This is a genomic window from Pseudonocardia cypriaca, assembly GCF_006717045.1.
GTDB lineage: Bacteria > Actinomycetota > Actinomycetes > Mycobacteriales > Pseudonocardiaceae > Pseudonocardia > Pseudonocardia cypriaca.
This window is the reverse complement of record NZ_VFPH01000001.1, coordinates 2,266,660-2,283,408: the sequence shown is the minus strand read 5'-3', so window position 1 is coordinate 2,283,408 and position 16,749 is coordinate 2,266,660. Positions and strand designations below refer to the sequence as shown.

The following is a 16,749-nucleotide window of genomic DNA, read 5'->3' as shown; positions in this document are numbered from 1 at the left end:
GAGCATTGACACACGGGGGGTTCGAGCTGATGGCGACCAAGCAGGGCAAGCGGCAGTTCGGCAGCATCCGCAAGCTGCCCTCAGGCCGCTTCCAGGCTCGCTACACCGGCCCGAACGGGCACATGTACTCCGCTCGCCGCGAGAACGGCCAACCCCTGACGTTTGAGACCAAGGGCGACGCCAACGACTGGCTGTCGCTGCGGCGTTCGGAGATCCTGCGCAACGACTGGCTTCCCCCGGCGGCCCCCAAAGCCGCCCCGGTGACCGTGCGCGAGTTCGCAGAAGCGTGGCTGAGCCATCGCGACCTGGAGGACCGGACCCGGGACCACTACGCCCAGCTCCTGCGCGACCACGTGTTCCCGCGATTCGGCTCGACCCCGGTTCCCAGCGTCTCCCCCGCCGAGGTGCGGACCTGGCATGCCAACCTCGGCAAGGTCACCGGACCGACGGCGCGCTCGCACGCCTACGCGCTGCTGCGCACGATCATGAACACCGCAGTGGCGGACGACCTGATCGCGGCCAACCCGTGCCGAGTCCGCGGAGCCGGGCAGACCAAGCGCGTCAAGAAGATCGTTCCTGCAACGCTGGCCGAGCTTGAGGCGTTGACCAAGGCGATGCCCGCCAAGTACCAGCTTCTGGTGCTGCTCGCAGCGTGGTGCGGCCTGAGGTTCGGCGAGCTTGCCGAGCTGCGGCGCTCGGACGTCGACGCCGTAAAGGGCGTCATTCACGTTCGTCGTGGCGTGGTGCGGACAAACGCCGGCCGCGTGGTCAAGGGCCCCAAGAGCGACGCTGGCAAGCGCACCGTCGCTCTCCCGCCTCATCTGCTCCCGGTGGTCAAGGACCACATCCGCGATCACGCTGCGATGGGGCGTGATGGACTGCTGTTCCCGGCAGGGCACGGCGAGCAGCTCGCACCATCGACTCTCTACCGCGTGTTCTACCCGGCGAGGATGAAGGCGGGGCGCGAGGACCTCAGGTTCCACGACCTGCGCCACACCGGAGCCGTTCTCGCAGCGTCCACGGGCGCAACCCTGGCCGAACTGATGGCCCGACTCGGCCACTCCACGCCGGGAGCGGCGCTGCGCTACCAACACGCGGCTCAGGACCGAGATCGAGTAATCGCCGCAGCACTGTCCAAACTCGTCGCCGGGCAGGTGACTCCGATCGATGCGGCGGGTATACGGAAGAAGCGGAAAAAGACCGCCGGGAGCTAGAACACCCAGCCGTCACCGTGGCATATCCAGAGCGAGTCCTGCGGGGTCCTGCGGGCTGTCCAGTCTCAGCAGATCTTTGACAGTTGAGTCTCAGGACATGGTTGTCACTCGGCCTAGGAAACATGGGTTGTGCGGGGTCGGTGGGCTTTGGTGCTGCGGACCGGTTGGGTGGTGGTCCGGGAGATGGTGCGTTGGTCGCCGTCGTCGAGGTCGATGGTGATGGTGGTGTCGGCGACGTGGGCGGTGACGACGCGGTGGGCGTGGGTGCGTCCGAGCGCGATCTGCTGTCCGGCGATCATGATCACGCCGGTGTTGGACGTGCGGCGCTGAACGGTGATCGGTTCGGTGACGGGTCGGGGTGGCGGCCCGGCCGGGCGGGAGCCGCGCAGCCTCAGGACCTGGTCCCAGGTCAGTGGGTTGGGTCGGGTGCGGAGCAGCTGGCGGGTTTCGGGGTCGAAGAACGACAGCAGGGTGGGGTCGATCCGGATGCTGATCCGGCGGCCGGCGAGGATCTCGGCGGCCAGGACCTGGGTGGAGCCGAGGGAGACCACGCCGTTGCGGGCGACGGTGCGGTCGACCTCGATCGCGGTGGTGTCGGGTTCGGCCGGGGGCAGCGGCGAGGGGCCGGCGGCGCGTCCGCCGGTGGCGGCGAGCGCGGCGAGGTCGGTGCCCGACAGGTGCGAGCGCAGTGTCTTGATCCGGGCGCCGGCGATGAGCAGGTGGATGACCTCGTGGTCGGCCCAGAACGTGACCGTGACCCCGGCGCGGGCGGGGCCGAGCCAGAACTGCTTGCCCGCGACACCGAGGTTCCCGCTCGGTGGGACGACTCGGTCGAACTCGACCGGTCCGCCGGTCCAGGGCGTCGACACCGCGGGTGCGGGTTCGGGTTGGTGCTGCGCGGCGGGTGACTCGGTCGGGACCTGCAGGGTTGGTGGTGGTGTGCTGGTCAGGACCGGTGGCAGGCGCAGCGGCAGCAGGTTCTCCTCGGCGCGGGCGGCGGGTGTCTGCGACGGTGCGAATCGATCCGCGGGGCGGGCCATGTCGATGCCCTGGTGCGGGCGCGCGCAGTTGTAGTCGGTGATCCAGGAATCCAGGGGGCTGCGTCCTCAGAGGTGGTGTACGAGTCCCTCGCTGGTGAGCGGCGTGGCGTCGTGATGTGAGACGGCCACCGCGTGATCTTGATGAGTACCGACCAAGGAACTCACCGAGAGGATCACCACGATGGCCGCACCGCACCATATCGAGGTCACCGAACTGTTGGAGCAGCAGCTGCAGGGCGCGTCGCCGGATCTACTCCGGCAGATGATCGCCTCGCTGGCGAACGCGATGATGTCCGCCCAGGCCGACCAGGCCTGCGGCGCCGACTACGGCGAACGCAGCCAGGAGCGGGTCAACCGGCGCAACGGGTATCGGGCCCGGGAATGGGACACCCGCGCCGGCACCGTCGAGCTCGCCGTGCCGAAGCTGCGCGAGGGCTCCTACTTCCCCGACTGGCTGCTGACCCACCGCCGCCGCGCCGAGCAGGCCCTGGTCACCGTCGTGGCCACCGCCTACCTACTCGGCGTCTCCACCCGCCGAGTCGAGCGCCTCGCCGAGCAGCTCGGCGTCAAGTCGCTGTCCCGATCGCAGGTGTCGGAGATGGCCACCCACCTCGACGCCCAGGTCACCGCGTTCCGGCAGCGCCCCCTCGATCACGGGCCCTACACGTTCGTCTGGGTCGACGCTCTCGTGGTGAAGGTCCGCGAGGACGGCCGCGTGGTCAACGTGCACGCGCTCGTGGCGACCGGGGTGAACGCCGATGGCCATCGGGAGATCCTCGGCCTGGACGTCGCCAGCGCCGAAGACGGCGCCGGCTGGCTGGCGTTCCTGCGCGGACTGGTCGCCCGCGGCCTGTCCGGGGTGCAGCTGGTCATCTCCGACGCCCACCCCGGCCTGGTCGCGGCGATCGGCTCCGCGTTGCCCGGCGCGGCCTGGCAGCGGTGTCGCACCCACTACCTGCGCAACCTGCTCACCCGCGTCCCGAAGAGCGCGCAGCCGCACGTGGCCACCCAGGTGCGCACCATCTTCGACCAGGCCGACACCGACGCCGTGCACGCCCAGTACGACCGCGTCATCCACGCCCTCGAGCCCCGCTTCCGCGACGCGGCCCAACACCTCGAAGCGGCCCGCGCCGAGCTACTGGCCTTCACCAGCTATCCACGCGAGATCTGGCGCCAGATCTGGTCCAACAACCCGCAAGAGCGGCTGAACAAGGAGATCCGCCGCCGCACCGACGTGGTCGGGATCTTCCCCGGCCGCGACGCCCTGATCCGCCTGGTCGGCGCCGTCCTGGCCGAGCAGAGCGACGAATGGACCGAAGGCCGCCGCTACATGGGCCTGGAACTGCTGGCCAAGTCCCGCATCCGCATCATCACCACCGAACCCAACCCGGCCACCAGCGAGCCACCGGTGACAACCGAGGCGCTCACCGCATAACCTTCACCAAGATCACGCGGGGGCGATCTTGTACACCACCTCCGCGGACGTGGCCCGGGTCGGCCCCCGTCTGGTGAAGGTCGACCTGACCGAGCTGGACCAGCTGGTCCGTCCCATTCCCACAGCTCGCGGTCCCAGCTGACCAGGGTTGGTGTGGCTGCCCCTCGGGGAGGCCGGCGGGATTTCGCGCGCCGGGCGTCCCGTTGAGCTGCCCCGCCCGGTGAGGGCGTCGTCGCTGCACTTCGGAGTTCTCGACCCCACCGCACTTGAAGTAACGGGTTGAATCACGGGAGCCAGTCGCTGTGCGCGACCACCTTGTTACTCCTGGTCGCGGCGCCATCCCTGCCCCAAGCCGGGCCGATAGCTCAATGCCGAGCGGGCTTCATCGCCGTTTCGCGGCCATGGCCCGCACCTGGCTGGCCGAGGAGCAGCGAGTTGTTCACGGTCCGACTCGTTCTCGACCTCTACGTTGCCTCCATGAGCCTGACGATTCGCGGCGAGCGACCAGACGATCTTGCAATGTTGCAGGAGATTCTCTCTGACGCTGGCTTCGCTGATCAGGCCTGGGAACTTCAGCATCCCGCTCGGTACTACGACATGTTCGTGGCGGTCACGGAGGATGGCGAGGTCGTGGGCGTTCTCGATGGCAAGCTGTCCACGGACTACGACGTACGCATCGCTCCACACGTCACACCGCCGCAGGCGTGGATCAGCACCATCGCAGTTGCGCGATCTCATCGCCGCACGGGCGTTGGGCGCGCACTGGTGGCCGCGTTCGCACGGGCTGCCCGCGAGGCGGGTTCGACGCACCTCGTCTGCAAGGTTGACGAGAGCAACGAGACCTCGGGACGGATGTCGTTCTTCCGCTCCTGCGGACTGCATTCGGTGATGCCTGATCAAGAGGACGACGTGGTGGCCGGTCCGCTCGACAAGATCATCGATGCATGTGAGCGCACGGAGGGGTTCACGTCGCCAGCAGAATGACGCCGCGCGACTGACGTGTACGTGGCCCTGTCTCGACCCGGGCATCCCGCCCACCACGGCCTCGGCGCTGGTGCGGCCGTACACGTCGCCGCGCCTTCCACGTGTCGTACCGCCAATCGAGGTGCTTCGCCTCGACACCTTCGATGCCGGCGCCCTGTAGCGCTGCTGGCTTTGGAGGTCTCCACCAGCACCGTTTGTAGGTCAGTGCTGACACCACCCGGACCAGGAGGGCACCCTAGTGTTGGTGGGAGTTGACACCACCCTGGCGGGCGCGCAAGCGGAGCGAGTCCGAGCAGGTTGAGCGGAGGTGGGCGTATGTCGGCGACGAAGCTCCTGGTACTCGGAATCGTGCACCTCTCCGGCGGCGCGCATGGCTACCAGGTGCGGTCCGAACTGCAGAGCTGGGGTGCGGAGATTTGGGCCAAGATCAAGCCCGGCTCGATTTATCACGCGCTGAAAAAGGCGGCGGCTGATGGCCTCCTCACCGAACACGCCGAGCCGGGCAACTCCGGGCCGGAGCGCGTTTTGTACCGCGCGACAGCTCGGGGACGTGACGAGATAGTCGAACTGGTCCGCGACGGTCTGCGGCGCACCCATGACCCCACCATGCTCGACGCGGCCATCGCTATGTTGCCCATGCTGACCAGGACAGATGCCATCGCGCACGTTAACGAGCGGGTCGCGCGCCTGGAAGCGGAGCTCGTAGGGCAGGCCAAGGGGTGGGAGAACCCGAACCCCGACATTCCCGAACACGTCCGCGATCAGGCCGAACTGTGGGCGGGACACGCACGCACCGAACTGGAGTGGGCGAAGAACCTGAGCAAACGACTGTCTGAGGGCGCCTACACCATGGCCGATGATCCGGGTTCGTGGCGAACGGTCCACGATCCCCTCAAGATGCGCTTCTAATCAACCTTGACTAGACGTTCCTCCTCGTGTACTCTGGCCAAGTAGTCAAGCTTGACTAGCTCAACCAATCCGTTCGCAACACCGAGAGAAGGACTCGAACCCATGGGAAAGCTCGCGATCGAGACGAGAGGGTTGAAGAAGAGCTTCGGCAAGACCCACGCGGTCGCCGGTGTGGATCTGGCCGTGAGCGCCGGTGGCGTGTACGGCGTGCTCGGCCCGAACGGGGCGGGCAAGACCACCACGATCCGCATGCTCGCCACGCTCCTGCGCCCCGACGCCGGAGAGGCGCAAGTGCTCGGCTACGACGTCGTGCGTGATGCGCGTTCGGTACGGACCCGGGTGAGCCTTACCGGGCAGTTCGCGTCGGTCGATGAGGATCTCACCGGGGTGGAGAACCTGTTGCTGCTCGCCAGGCTGCTCGGCTACTCGCGCCCGCGGGGCAGGCGGCGAGCGGCCGACCTGCTCGACGCGTTTGGCCTCGCCAATGCCGCCGACCGGCAGGTGAAGAAGTACTCCGGCGGGATGCGCCGGCGCATCGACATCGCAGCGAGCCTGGTCGTCCCCCCGGAACTGATCTTCCTCGACGAGCCGACCACCGGGCTCGACCCGCGCAGCAGGAACCAGGTGTGGGAGATCGTCAGGGGTTTGGTCGCCGAAGGCACGACCGTGTTGTTGACCACGCAGTACCTCGACGAGGCCGACCAGCTGGCCGACCGCATCGCGGTGATCGACCACGGGAAGGTCATCGCCGAGGGCTCCAGCGGCCAGCTCAAGGCATCGGTCGGCGCCGGCTCGCTGCACGTACGCCTCCGTAGTCCCGAGCAGCGGGCCGAGGCCGAGCGGGTCCTCGCCGCCGCTCTCGACGTGCCGGCCGAGCCGTCCGCCGACCCGGTCGCGCTGTCCGCGCGGATCTCCGACCCCGAGCGGGTCGCCCGCGCCCTGGCCGAGCTATCCCGCGGCGGCATCGACGTCACCGAGTTCGCGCTCGGTCAGCCGAGCCTGGACGAGGTGTTTCTCGCCCTGACCGGTCACCCGTCCGAGGAGACACCCGAGGAGGATGCCGCATGAATGCCACGTCCGCGGAGCAGGCGTCGCCGCCGGTCACCGAGGACGCGCTGCGCGGTGTGCTCTTGGCCGGTGAGCGCCCGCCCCGACCCGGTCCGGTGAGCACCTCGTTGACATTCGGCTGGCGCGCCCTCCTGAAGATCAAGCACGTGCCCGAGCAACTCGTCGACGTGACCATGTTCCCGATCATGTTCACGTTGATGTTCACCTACCTGTTCGGTGGCGCGCTCGCCGGGTCGACGCAGGAGTACCTGCAGTTCCTGCTGCCGGGCATCCTGGTGCAGGCGAACGTCATGATCACCATGAACACTGGTATTACGCTGAACACCGACATTCAGAAAGGCGTTTTCGACAGGTTCAGGTCGCTCCCGGTGTGGCGACCGTCCCCGCTGGTCGGCGCCCTGCTCGGCGATCTGGTGCGCTACTCGATCGGGTCGGCGATCGTCATCATGCTCGGCCTGGTCCTAGGGTTCCGGCCGGAGGGTGGCGCCGTCGGCGTGGTGCTGTCGGTCGCGCTGCTGCTGGTGTTCTCGTTCTGCCTGTCGTGGCTGTGGACGATGCTCAGCCTGATCCTGCGCACGCCGAACTCGGTGGCGGGAGTCAGCATGATGGTGATGTTCCCACTGACGTTCGTGAGCAACATCTTCGTGGACCCGAAGACGATGCCCGGGTGGATGCAGGCGGTCGTCGAGGTCAACCCGATCACCCACCTGGCGACCGTGGTACGCGGCCTGATGGACGGCTCGGTGCCCGCCGGGGAAATCGGCTGGGTGCTCGTCTCGTCCGTACTTCTCGTCGCGGTCTTCGGTCCCATCACCATGGTCCTCTACCGCAAGAAGAAGTAGATCCCGCTACCGCGAGCACTTGGTCGACATCAACTCCGACAACCCGGCCCACTCGGCCAACGCCATCACCGGTACCAGGCCCGGACACGACAAGGAGAGACGCATGAGCACCATCCCCAAGAACAACTCGGAAACCGTTGCGCACACGCCCGGGCGGGCGAGCAGCATCGGGGTCTGGATTCTGCAAGTCGTGCTGGCGGCGATAATCGGCGGCGGCGGAATCTCGAAGCTCGCCGGCGACCCGGTCATGGTCGACATGTTCGCCGACATCGGGGCTGGCCAGTGGCTCCGGTACCTGGTCGGAGCGCTGGAGGTCGCGGGAGGGGTTGGACTTCTGATCCCGGCTCTGGCGGGCCTGGCCAGTCTCGGGTTGGCGGCATTGCTGACCGGTGCTGTCATCACCGATCAGTTCGTGCTCGAGCAGAGCCCTTGGCTGCCGCTCGCCTTTCTCGTCGTGGCGGCCGTGATCGCAAGGGCGCGGTGGTCGCGCACCGAGGCCGTCGTCGGCACGCTGCTCAGGCGCTGAGACAAACCTCTCGAACGGAGATGTGAGATGAACGAGATGGCCTTTCGCGTGACATCAAACGATGGCACCACCATCGCCTACGACCGGAAGGGAAGCGGCCCGGCTGTCGTCCTGGTAGGCGGCGGACTGGACGACGGAGCCGAGAACGCTCCCTTGGTACCTGCTCTCGCCGAGCACTTCACGGTTTACAACTATGCCCGTCGGGGACGCGGCGCGAGCGGCTTCACCGAGCCCTACGCCGTGGAAAGGGAGATCGAGGACCTGGATGCGTTGATCGCGGAGGCGGGCGGCTCGGCACACCTGTTCGGGGCGTCCTCTGGTGGCGCGCTGGCGCTGGAAGCCGCCGCGGCCGGGTCAGCCATCGACACGATCGCCGTGTGGGAGGTGCCCTATGTGGTCGGGGACGACATACGCCCGCGATTCGAGGAGTACATCGCGGACACCCGACGCGCCTTCGACGCCGGGCGAGACGAGGAGGTTCTCGAACTGTTCATGCGCGTGACCGGCGCCTCCGACGACAACATCGCGGCCAGGAAAGCGGCAGGCAAGCAGACGGCGCATTGGGCGGATTCGGTCGCCCTCGCGCCCACGCTGGTCCACGACAGCGTCTTCCTCAACCGCTACCAATTGCCGGCCGATCGACTGGCAACGGTCACCCAACCGGTCCTGGTCACCACCGGAGGACCGATCACGGTCCCCTACATGGCAGGCCTGCCCTCGGACTTCTTCGACCGCGCGGCCGACGAGCTCGCAGACCTACTACCCCACGCTCAACGGGAGACCCTCGAGGGGCCGGATCACGTCGTCGACCCACAGACCGTCGGCCCGCTGTTGCTACGGTTCTTCAGCAGCGAACGCTGAGGGGCCCGCGAGGTGCTGCGGGAAGACCGATTAGGCACCGCGCAAGCAGATCTTCGTCGCGCCAGGGACACGGGGCGGACAGGTGGTGTCGAGGTTGATGTCGTCGGCGGCATCACAGGCCTGATCCTGGGCGTGCTCGTCACCACGCAAGGCCGGGCCGTCATACCGACCTGGGCTTCAGTGGGACTCGACCTGGCCTACTCGCTGCTCATCGGCTCCGTCGTCGGTCGTACCCCGCACTCCGGGCCGACTCAGTACCGCCCACCGAAGCCCTGCGCAGCACATGACCAGGCACCTCGGTAGGGCCAGTGATTCCGGGCTGTGGTCGCATGCGGTCACCGTTCCCGGGCGGTGGCCCGGTGCCGAAAGTCGTGCCCACGGCGTGCTCACGTCAGGAGTGCCACCGATGACGCAGCCGCGTTCCCGGGTCGACCTGTACGCGGCGATCCGACGGGATGCCCGATCTGGGATGTCCAACCGCGCGCTGCGGCGCAAGCACGGCGTCGGCTTCCGAACCGTGACAGCGGCGCTGGAATCTGCATGGCCGAAGGAGAGAAAGCAACCGCCCAAACGCGGCTCACGGCTTGACGCGTACCGAGTGGTGATCGACGACTGGCTGCGCTCGGACCTCGACGCGCCGCGGAAGCAGCGACACACGGCGAAGCGGATCTTCGATCGACTGCTTGACGAACATGACGGGGCCGGGGTGGTGTCGTACTGGATGGTCCGCGAGTACGTCGCCACCCGACGCCGTGAGATTCGCGTCGAGGTCGGACGGGAACCTGCCAACGCGTTCATCCCGCAAGAGCACCTCCCGGGCCGCGAGGCCGAGGTTGACTTCGGCGACGTCGCCATCCGCCTGCGCGGCGAGCTCGTAACCTGCGCGCTGTTCAGCCTTCGGCTCTCCTACTCGGGCAAGGCCGTGCACAGGGTCAGTGCCTCGGCTGGGCAGGAAGCCTTCTTCGAGGGTCACGTCCACGCCTTCAACGTGCTCGGCGGGGTGCCGACCGGGAAGATCCGCTACGACAACCTCAAGGCCGCCGTCGCGAGCGTGATCGGGTTCTCCCGCCAGCGGGTCGAGGCCGACAGGTGGACCGCCGTCCGTTCCCACTACGGCATCGAAGCCTTCTATTGCCAGCCCGGAATCCAAGGTGCGCACGAGAAGGGCGGCGTCGAGGGGCAGATCGGCTGGTTCCGACGCAACCACCTCGTCCCTATCCCCGAGGTCGACTCCCTCGCCGAGCGAATGCCCACCATCCGCAACTCCTTCACCGACTACGCCGACCGGGCGGGGCGTGAGCAGATGTCTTACCGCGGGTTCCTCGCCGAACTATTGCTTGCCGAGTGCGACGATCGCGCCCGACGCCGGTCCGAACGCCGGATCAAGGCCGCCAAGTTCCCCCGCGAGAAGTCCCTGCGGGCCTTCGACTTCGACGCCAACCCCAACATCGATCCCGCCGTGATCCACACCCTCGCCAAGTGCGAATGGGTCCAGAAGGGACAGCCGCTTTGTCTGATCGGGGACTCCGGCACCGGCAAGTCCCATCTGCTGATCGCACTCGGCACCGAGGCCGCCATGGCCGGCTACCGGGTCAAGTACACCCTGGCGACCCAGCTTGCCAACGAGCTCGTCGAGGCCGCCGACGAGATGACGCTGGCGAAGACCATCGCCCGCTACGGCCGCGTCGACCTGCTGTGCATCGACGAACTCGGCTACATGCAACTCGACCGCCGCGGCGCGGAACTCCTCTTCCAGGTCCTCACCGAGCGTGAGGAGAAGGCCTCGGTCGCGATCGCGTCCAATGAGTCCTTCGGCGGCTGGACCAAGACCTTCACCGACCCCCGGCTATGCGCAGCCATCGTCGACCGACTCACCTTCGGCGGCACCATCCTCGAGACCGGCACCGACTCCTACCGTCTGGCCCAAGCCACAAAGCAGCGGACAACCTGACACCCGTCGGGCGCGGAAGCGGTGTCGACGCAAACCAACATCCGCGGCACCGACACGTGCCCGGCGGTGTCAGAACTCGCCAACAAGCGGTGTCGGACGAAACCTCCGCAGCCACGCTGCCGACTCCCATACGCCAACTCGTCGACCTGTCTGCGGGGGCTTACTCCGACCTCTCCACACGGACGCTGCGCCGCTACATGGCCCAAGGCAGCTCACCGGCTACCGGGTCGGTCCCCGCCTGGTGAAGGTCGACCTGAGCGAGCTGGACCACTCGCTCGTCCCATCCCCACGGCGCGTGGTCCCGGATGACGGCGGATGGCACGGCGAGGCATCTGGCACACAGCTGGCACGAAAAAAGTCAGCCCCGGTGATACCGGGGCTGACCTGGCCTTACAGCGGTGGGCGATACTGGGATCGAACCAGTGACCTCTTCGGTGTGAACGAAGCGCTCTCCCCCTGAGCTAATCGCCCGTGCCGTCGAAGACCTTACCTCACGCGAAGAAGGGGCTCTGCAACCAGGTCCAGTGTTCGAGCCCCACGACCGTGGCGACCAGGTAGAAGGCGTTCAGCAGGTACAGGGTGGCCACGACGACGAGGCCGGTGAGGGTGAGCACGACCAGGCGCACGAGCAGGGACTGGCGGCCGAGCCAGTCGGTCCAGGCGTCGTACTTCCCCCGTGCGTAGTCGAGCACGCGACGGGCCCAGATGAACTCCGTGGAGAGGATCGCGAGGCCCGCGAACACGACGAGCCAGCCGGGGCCGGGGTACGGGATCATGATCACACCCGCCGCGAGGACGAGTCCTCCCAGCAGGGCGACACCCACCTGGTAGGTGCGCCGCAGCGTGGGCCTCTCCTCGATGCGGGCGCGGAAGCCCATCCGCTTCCCGTACTCGTTGCCGCTCAGCTCTCCACCGCCTCGTCCGACCTGCCCCGAATCCTACTGATTGGGAGCGCGCGGGTTGGCCGCACGTCGCGTCAGCGGAACCGTTCGTCGTGGGGCACTGCGCCGTCAGAGTGACCGAGGGCCCGCGTGGAGGGGTCTTCCGACTTCGACCCGTCACGCCTTCCACCGACAGTCGTTTTCCGCATGACGAGCCACGCAGGACCCAGAAAGAGGACGTACGATGCGCGACGAGCACACGGTCATCTGCTCACCGGCGGTGTTCGAACTGATCGCCCCGGACGCCCCGGCGGTGCCCGTCAATGTGGAACTGACCTACAACAGCCGGGACCCGTACGCCGTGCAGGCGTCGTTCCGGACCGGCTCCACCACGGCGGTCGAGTGGGTGTTCGCCCGGGACCTCCTGCACGAGGGGCTGATCGCTCCGGCGGGGACGGGTGACGTCCAGGTCCAGCCGGTGCCGCTCGACCCGGACAAGGTGCAGCTCGAGCTCTCCTCGCCGTCCGGCCACGCCGTCTTCATGACGTGCGCGAAGACCCTCGGCGACTTCCTGCACCGCACGTACCTCACCGTGCCGGCGGGCAGCGAGTACGCCTGGCTCGACTTCGACCTGGCCCTCTCCGATCTCCTCAACGACCCCGCGCGGGACTGAACGCGCAGGTCAGAGGCCCTTCGCGCAGCAAAGGGGGGGTGGTTTGAAACCCCCTCGGGGCCTGCGCTAAGGTTCTCCCATCGCCGCAGCGGAAACGCTGCACACGCGGACGTAGCGCAGTTGGTAGCGCATCACCTTGCCAAGGTGAGGGTCGCGGGTTCGAGTCCCGTCGTCCGCTCGGAGGAACCTCGGGTCCCGTCGGACCTCCACGGATCGAAATCCACGGACCTCTCCAAGGACGAGGATCCAGACTCCGGCGGAGTGGCCGAGTGGCTTAGGCAAGGGCCTGCAAAGCCCTGTACGCGGGTTCGATTCCCGCCTCCGCCTCGGGCGATTAGCTCAGTGGGAGAGCGCTTCCTTGACACGGAAGAGGTCACTGGTTCAATCCCAGTATCGCCCACCAGCATTGGTGCAGGTCAGCCCCGGCAGAGCCGGGGCTGACCTTTTTTCGGGCCACGGCCCGAGGTGATGCCCGTGAGCTCACAGCCGAAGTTGCATCTCACGGTCGGCTTACCCGGCGTGGGCAAGACGACCCTTGCTCGCGAGCTGGAGCGGGCCAGCGGTGCCTTGCGGCTGACACCCGACGAGTGGATGCTGCCGCTGTTCGGGGTTCGGTGGGCCGACTTCGGTGGGAAGCGCGACGTTCTGGAAGGCCGGCTCGTCTGGGTCGCCCACCAGGTGTTGCGAGCGGGCGGGTCCGTGATCCTCGACTTCGGCTGCTGGTCCCCCGAGGAGCGATACGCCCTCCGTGCGATCGCCGACCTCGCCGGCGCCGACTTCGAGCTGCACTACGTGACTCTTCCCGAGGACGAGCGCAGGAAGCGAGCAACGGCGCGGTGGCGCGAGGCTCCGGAGGAGACGTTCGAGATGACGCTCGACGACCACGAGCGGTTCCGCACCTCGTTCACGCCGCCCACGACCGACGAGCTCCAAGGCTGCTCACCTCCTCCGCCTCCGATACCGTTCGAGAGCTGGCCCGCCTGGGCTTCCGACCGGTGGCCCACGCTCCCACGCCTGGACATCTGAGCGGTGACCAGGCGCCGACGCGGCTCGGGCCGCCAGGCCCTCGGCCGACCCGCGCAGGGGTTTGCTGCCGGCCCAGCTCGTTTCGTGTCACCTGATCGACAGGGCGGGGATCACGCCGCCACCGCCGCGGGCAGCCCGAACGCCGCCACCATCTCGACGCCGAACGTGGTGAGCTCGACGATCTGCCCGTCCTCGATCCGCAGCACGGAGAAGGCGAACGGTTCGAACGGCCCGTCGCTGCCCGCTCCCCTGGCGTAGACGCCGTAGGCGGGCGCGTTGTTCGCGCGGGTTAGCACGAACCGCAGGTCCTGCGCGTGCGGCCCGTGCAGGATCGGCGCCCAACCCTCGATGACGGTCGCGCGGCCCGAGTACCAGACCGGCACCGCTTCGGAGTTGCCACCGGCGTGGCCCTGGTGCGCCACCAGCACGTCCTCGTGCAGCAGCGCCGCGATCGCGTCGTCGTCCGCTCGTTCCAGCGCGCTCATGAGCTGCCGCACGACCGCGAGCTGGGCACCGGGCTCGGTGGCGGCGCTCCAGTCGGCCCGCCGCTCCGGCAGGTGCACCCGCATGGTCACCCGAGCGCGCTGCAGCCGGCTCGTGACGGCCCCGACGCTCGCGCCGAGCACCTCAGCGGCCTCCGGGGCCGACCAACCCAGCACGTCCCGCAGGATCAGCACCGCCCGTTCCTTCGGGCTGAGGTGCTGCAGCGCGGCGAGGAAGGCGAGCTCGACCGTCTCGTTCGCGACCGCGACGCTGTCCGGCGTCGGCTCAGCAGCGACGAGATCGAGCGTGCCGTCGTCCGGGTATGGCTGCAGCCACGGCACCCGCAGCGCGGGCCCGTCCGAACCGAGCGGCTCCCGCGGGTGCTTGGCGAGGAAGTCCAGGCAGGCGTTGGTCGCGATCCGGTAGAGCCACGCGCGCAGCGTGGCGTCGCCGCGGAACGTGCTGCGCCCGGTCCACGCGCGCAGGAACGTCTCCTGGGTGAGGTCGCGCGCCTCCTCGAAGGAGCCGAGCATCCGGTAGCAGTGCACCTGCAACTCGCGCTGGTGGCGGCCGACCGCCCGCCCGAACGCCGCCTCGTCCCCCGCACGGATCGCGTCCACTCCGTCCGCGCCGCCGGTCATGCCGCCGCTTGTGCCTGGTCCCATACCGCCGCTCCTCTCGTGGTGTCCTCCCCTGTGTGACGGCGCGCAGCCCGGACCCTCATTGCGCGGAGCGTGACCATCGATAGACGTTGCGTATAGGGGCCGACGGCCAGGAACAGGACCCCGCGTCAGCGCCCGAGCTCCGTACAGCACCCGTCGGTGCATCCGGTCTCGCCGGGCGCGTCGTCCTCGTCGAGGTGGACGGGCGGGCAGCAGGTCTCCCCGCGCAGCGCCTCCCGCCCTTCGCGGATCGCGACGGCGGCGAGGCCGAGAGCGACGACCGGGTCGGCCCACCACCAGCCCAGCGCGGAGTTCAGGACGAGCCCGATCAGCACGGCCGCGGACAGGTAGGTGCACAGCAGCGTCTGCTTGGAGTCGGCGACGGCCGACGCCGAGCCCAGCTCGCGACCCGCCCGGCGTTGCGCCCAGGACAGCACCGGCATCACGACGACGCTGATCGCGACGAGCACGATCCCGACGCTGGAGTGATCGGGGTGGTCGCCTGCGACGAGCGGCCGCAACGCCTCCACGGTGACGTAGGCGGCGAGCGCGAAGAACGAGCCCGCGATCACGCGCAGCGCCACCTTCTCGCGGCGTTCCGGGTCGGGGCCGGCGAACTGCCAGGCGACGGCGGCGGCGGAACTGACCTCGATCAGGGAGTCGAGCCCGAACCCGATGAGCGCGACCGACGACGCGATCGTCCCTGCCGCGATCGCCACGACGGCTTCGACGACGTTGTAGGTGATCGTGGCGGCGACGAGCCATCGGATCCGGCGCCGCAGCAGCGCGCGGCGCTCCGGGGCCGTCCCGACGCTGCTCACCGCGCCACACCCAGTGGTTCGGCAACCGCCTCGCCGTAGACGGGACAGAGCGCCACCGCCTCCCCGGTCTCCGCGAGCAGCAGCTCGGCGCTGCGCAGCAGGTCGATCAGCTCCGGGCGGGTCAGCGAGTAGAACGACTGACGCCCCTGCGTCCTGAAGTCGATCAACCCGCAGTCGCGCAAGCACGCGAGGTGTTTCGACACCGTCGACTGCGCCAGCCCGAGCGACCGGGTCAGATCGACCACCCGCGCCTCTCCGTGGGCCAGCCGCTGCACGATCGCCAACCGCGCCGGGTCGGCCAGGGAGCGGAACAGCGCCACCGCCGGGGTGAGGTCCTGCCCACAGCAATCCATCGTCACGCGGCGATGCTATCCCGGCACAGCGATGATCGGTTTCGCTAATCTCGGCGCGTGACGGTGAGCACAGATGAACCAGCCATCACGCCGGATGCTGTCCGGAGCGCGCTGGTGGAAGCATGCCCCGGCGTCCGGGTGGCCACGATCCGGCCGCTCGACGCCGGATACACCAGCAGGCAGTGGGTCGCCGACACCGACGAGGGCCCTCTCCTGGTCAAGGCACCCGTGCGGGACACCGACCCCGAGCACCTCCGGCGGTTGATCGCCACCACTCGTCGAGCCGGCGAAGGCGGGGTCCCGGTGGTGCGGTTCCGCGCCTTCGCGCCGAGGAGCACGGCCCTCCAGCGCCCGGTGCTCGTGCAGGAGTTCCAGGAGGGCACGCCCGCCGACGAGGCGTGGGAGTCGATGGGTCTCGCCGAACGCACGAGGTTCGCCGAGGACCTCGGCCAGGTCGTGGGGCGGGTCCACTCCTGTTCCGGCCCGTGGTTCGGCGACGTGCTCGGCGCGGAGAGATACCCGGACATGCCGAGCTTCCTGCACGCCTTGGTCGACTCCCGGCTGGCCGAGGCTCCGGAGGACCTCACCTCGGCCGGTCGCGGCGGCGTGGCGGCAGCGCTGCACCGGGCGGTGGAGGCCGTGCCCGCGGACGGCACACCGTCGCTGACCCACGGCGACCTCTGGCGCCAGAACGTCATCCTCCGCAACGGGCGGATCGCCTGCCTGCTCGACTTCGAGCACGGCCGCTACGCGGACCGCTTCCTCGACTTCGGCAAGCTCGACGAGCACATCTTCGACGAGTTCCCCGAGGGGAGGCCTGCGTTCCTCGACGCGTACGACGCGGTCTGCCCGCTCCCGGACGGCTGGGAGTCCCGGGTCCGGCTGGGGCACGCCATCCACGCGTTGTCCATGGGCGTCTACTTCCTGCGGTGGACGCCGAAGTGGGCGCCGCAGTACGTGCGGGAGCTGGAGGCCTGGCTGGCCTTGCAGACGTGAATCCGCTTGCGTCCTGAACCGAAC

General features: G+C 68.6%; 17 protein-coding genes and 4 tRNA genes. 15 read left to right on the top strand and 6 right to left on the bottom strand.

Going from position 1 to position 16,749, the window contains the following annotated elements:
• The first annotated feature begins 29 nt into the window (after positions 1 to 29).
• A complete protein-coding gene (locus tag FB388_RS10880) occupies positions 30 to 1,214 on the top strand; it encodes a tyrosine-type recombinase/integrase (RefSeq protein ID WP_142099971.1) in 1,185 nt (394 codons plus the stop codon).
• A gap of 113 nt (positions 1,215 to 1,327) precedes the next feature.
• Here FB388_RS10880 and FB388_RS10875 read toward each other — a convergent pair whose 3' ends face one another.
• Positions 1,328 to 2,254, bottom strand: a complete 927-nt coding sequence (locus FB388_RS10875; RefSeq protein WP_142099969.1) for a hypothetical protein — start codon at positions 2,252 to 2,254, stop codon at positions 1,328 to 1,330.
• 181 nt (positions 2,255 to 2,435) lie between these two features.
• Here FB388_RS10875 and FB388_RS10870 point away from each other — a divergent pair, with 181 nt between their 5' ends.
• The 8 genes from FB388_RS10870 to istB all read left to right on the top strand — a co-directional run bounded on the left by FB388_RS10870 (position 2,436) and on the right by istB (position 10,830).
• Entirely contained in the window at positions 2,436 to 3,689 is a 1,254-nt protein-coding gene (locus FB388_RS10870; RefSeq protein ID WP_142099967.1) for an IS256 family transposase, read from the top strand.
• 477 nt (positions 3,690 to 4,166) lie between these two features.
• Complete coding sequence (locus FB388_RS10865) at positions 4,167 to 4,673, top strand: GNAT family N-acetyltransferase (RefSeq protein WP_142099965.1); 507 nt, start codon at positions 4,167 to 4,169, stop codon at positions 4,671 to 4,673.
• 315 nt (positions 4,674 to 4,988) lie between these two features.
• Positions 4,989 to 5,582 (top strand): PadR family transcriptional regulator, encoded by a 594-nt coding sequence (locus tag FB388_RS10860; RefSeq protein WP_132104296.1) that lies wholly within the window; start codon positions 4,989 to 4,991, stop codon positions 5,580 to 5,582.
• A 102-nt stretch (positions 5,583 to 5,684) separates the two neighbouring features.
• On the top strand, positions 5,685 to 6,650 hold the full coding sequence (locus tag FB388_RS10855; protein WP_142099963.1) for an ATP-binding cassette domain-containing protein: 966 nt from the start codon (positions 5,685 to 5,687) through the stop codon (positions 6,648 to 6,650).
• Positions 6,647 to 7,492: an ABC transporter permease gene (locus FB388_RS10850; protein WP_142099961.1), complete on the top strand. Its 846-nt coding sequence runs from the start codon at positions 6,647 to 6,649 to the stop codon at positions 7,490 to 7,492. The genes FB388_RS10855 and FB388_RS10850 overlap by 4 nt, the downstream gene beginning before the upstream one ends.
• Before the next feature lie 103 nt (positions 7,493 to 7,595).
• Positions 7,596 to 8,018, top strand: a complete 423-nt coding sequence (locus FB388_RS10845; protein ID WP_142099959.1) for a DoxX family protein — start codon at positions 7,596 to 7,598, stop codon at positions 8,016 to 8,018.
• A 27-nt stretch (positions 8,019 to 8,045) separates the two neighbouring features.
• Positions 8,046 to 8,879 carry an alpha/beta fold hydrolase gene (locus FB388_RS10840; RefSeq protein WP_125812281.1) on the top strand — a complete coding sequence of 278 codons (834 nt, stop codon included), beginning with the start codon at positions 8,046 to 8,048 and terminating at the stop codon, positions 8,877 to 8,879.
• A gap of 406 nt (positions 8,880 to 9,285) precedes the next feature.
• Entirely contained in the window at positions 9,286 to 10,830 is a 1,545-nt protein-coding gene (gene istB / locus FB388_RS40840) for an IS21-like element helper ATPase IstB (protein WP_142099957.1), read from the top strand.
• Positions 10,831 to 11,229: 399 nt separating this feature from the next.
• Here istB and FB388_RS10830 read toward each other — a convergent pair.
• A tRNA-Val gene (locus FB388_RS10830) sits at positions 11,230 to 11,301 on the bottom strand.
• 20 nt (positions 11,302 to 11,321) lie between these two features.
• Positions 11,322 to 11,708, bottom strand: coding sequence for a TIGR02611 family protein (locus FB388_RS10825; protein ID WP_142099955.1), 387 nt, complete (start codon positions 11,706 to 11,708; stop codon positions 11,322 to 11,324).
• 247 nt (positions 11,709 to 11,955) lie between these two features.
• Here FB388_RS10825 and FB388_RS10820 point away from each other — a divergent pair, with 247 nt between their 5' ends.
• From FB388_RS10820 to FB388_RS10800, 5 genes are all read left to right on the top strand, one after another.
• The gene (locus tag FB388_RS10820) at positions 11,956 to 12,384 is read left to right on the top strand and encodes an SsgA family sporulation/cell division regulator (RefSeq protein ID WP_142099953.1); all 429 of its coding nucleotides are present in this window, start codon (positions 11,956 to 11,958) and stop codon (positions 12,382 to 12,384) included.
• Positions 12,385 to 12,489: 105 nt separating this feature from the next.
• Positions 12,490 to 12,562 (top strand) — tRNA-Gly (locus FB388_RS10815).
• A 77-nt stretch (positions 12,563 to 12,639) separates the two neighbouring features.
• Positions 12,640 to 12,711: transfer RNA gene (locus FB388_RS10810), tRNA-Cys, on the top strand.
• Between the two features lies 1 nt (position 12,712).
• A tRNA-Val gene (locus tag FB388_RS10805) sits at positions 12,713 to 12,787 on the top strand.
• A gap of 71 nt (positions 12,788 to 12,858) precedes the next feature.
• The gene (locus FB388_RS10800; protein ID WP_211361848.1) at positions 12,859 to 13,410 is read left to right on the top strand and encodes a P-loop nucleotide/nucleoside kinase family protein; all 552 of its coding nucleotides are present in this window, start codon (positions 12,859 to 12,861) and stop codon (positions 13,408 to 13,410) included.
• Between the two features lie 110 nt (positions 13,411 to 13,520).
• On the opposite strand, the gene FB388_RS10795 is transcribed toward FB388_RS10800, so the two are convergent.
• The 3 genes from FB388_RS10795 to FB388_RS10785 form a co-directional block, all read right to left on the bottom strand.
• Positions 13,521 to 14,558, bottom strand: a complete 1,038-nt coding sequence (locus FB388_RS10795) for an RNA polymerase subunit sigma-70 (protein ID WP_246121810.1) — start codon at positions 14,556 to 14,558, stop codon at positions 13,521 to 13,523.
• Between the two features lie 125 nt (positions 14,559 to 14,683).
• Entirely contained in the window at positions 14,684 to 15,376 is a 693-nt protein-coding gene (locus FB388_RS10790; protein WP_246121808.1) for a cation diffusion facilitator family transporter, read from the bottom strand.
• Entirely contained in the window at positions 15,373 to 15,729 is a 357-nt protein-coding gene (locus FB388_RS10785; RefSeq protein ID WP_142102884.1) for an ArsR/SmtB family transcription factor, read from the bottom strand. The genes FB388_RS10790 and FB388_RS10785 overlap by 4 nt, the downstream gene beginning before the upstream one ends.
• A 138-nt stretch (positions 15,730 to 15,867) precedes the next feature.
• On the opposite strand from FB388_RS10785, the gene FB388_RS10780 reads away from it, so the two are divergent.
• Positions 15,868 to 16,725, top strand: a complete 858-nt coding sequence (locus tag FB388_RS10780; RefSeq protein ID WP_170225556.1) for a phosphotransferase family protein — start codon at positions 15,868 to 15,870, stop codon at positions 16,723 to 16,725.
• Positions 16,726 to 16,749: the final 24 nt, after the last annotated feature.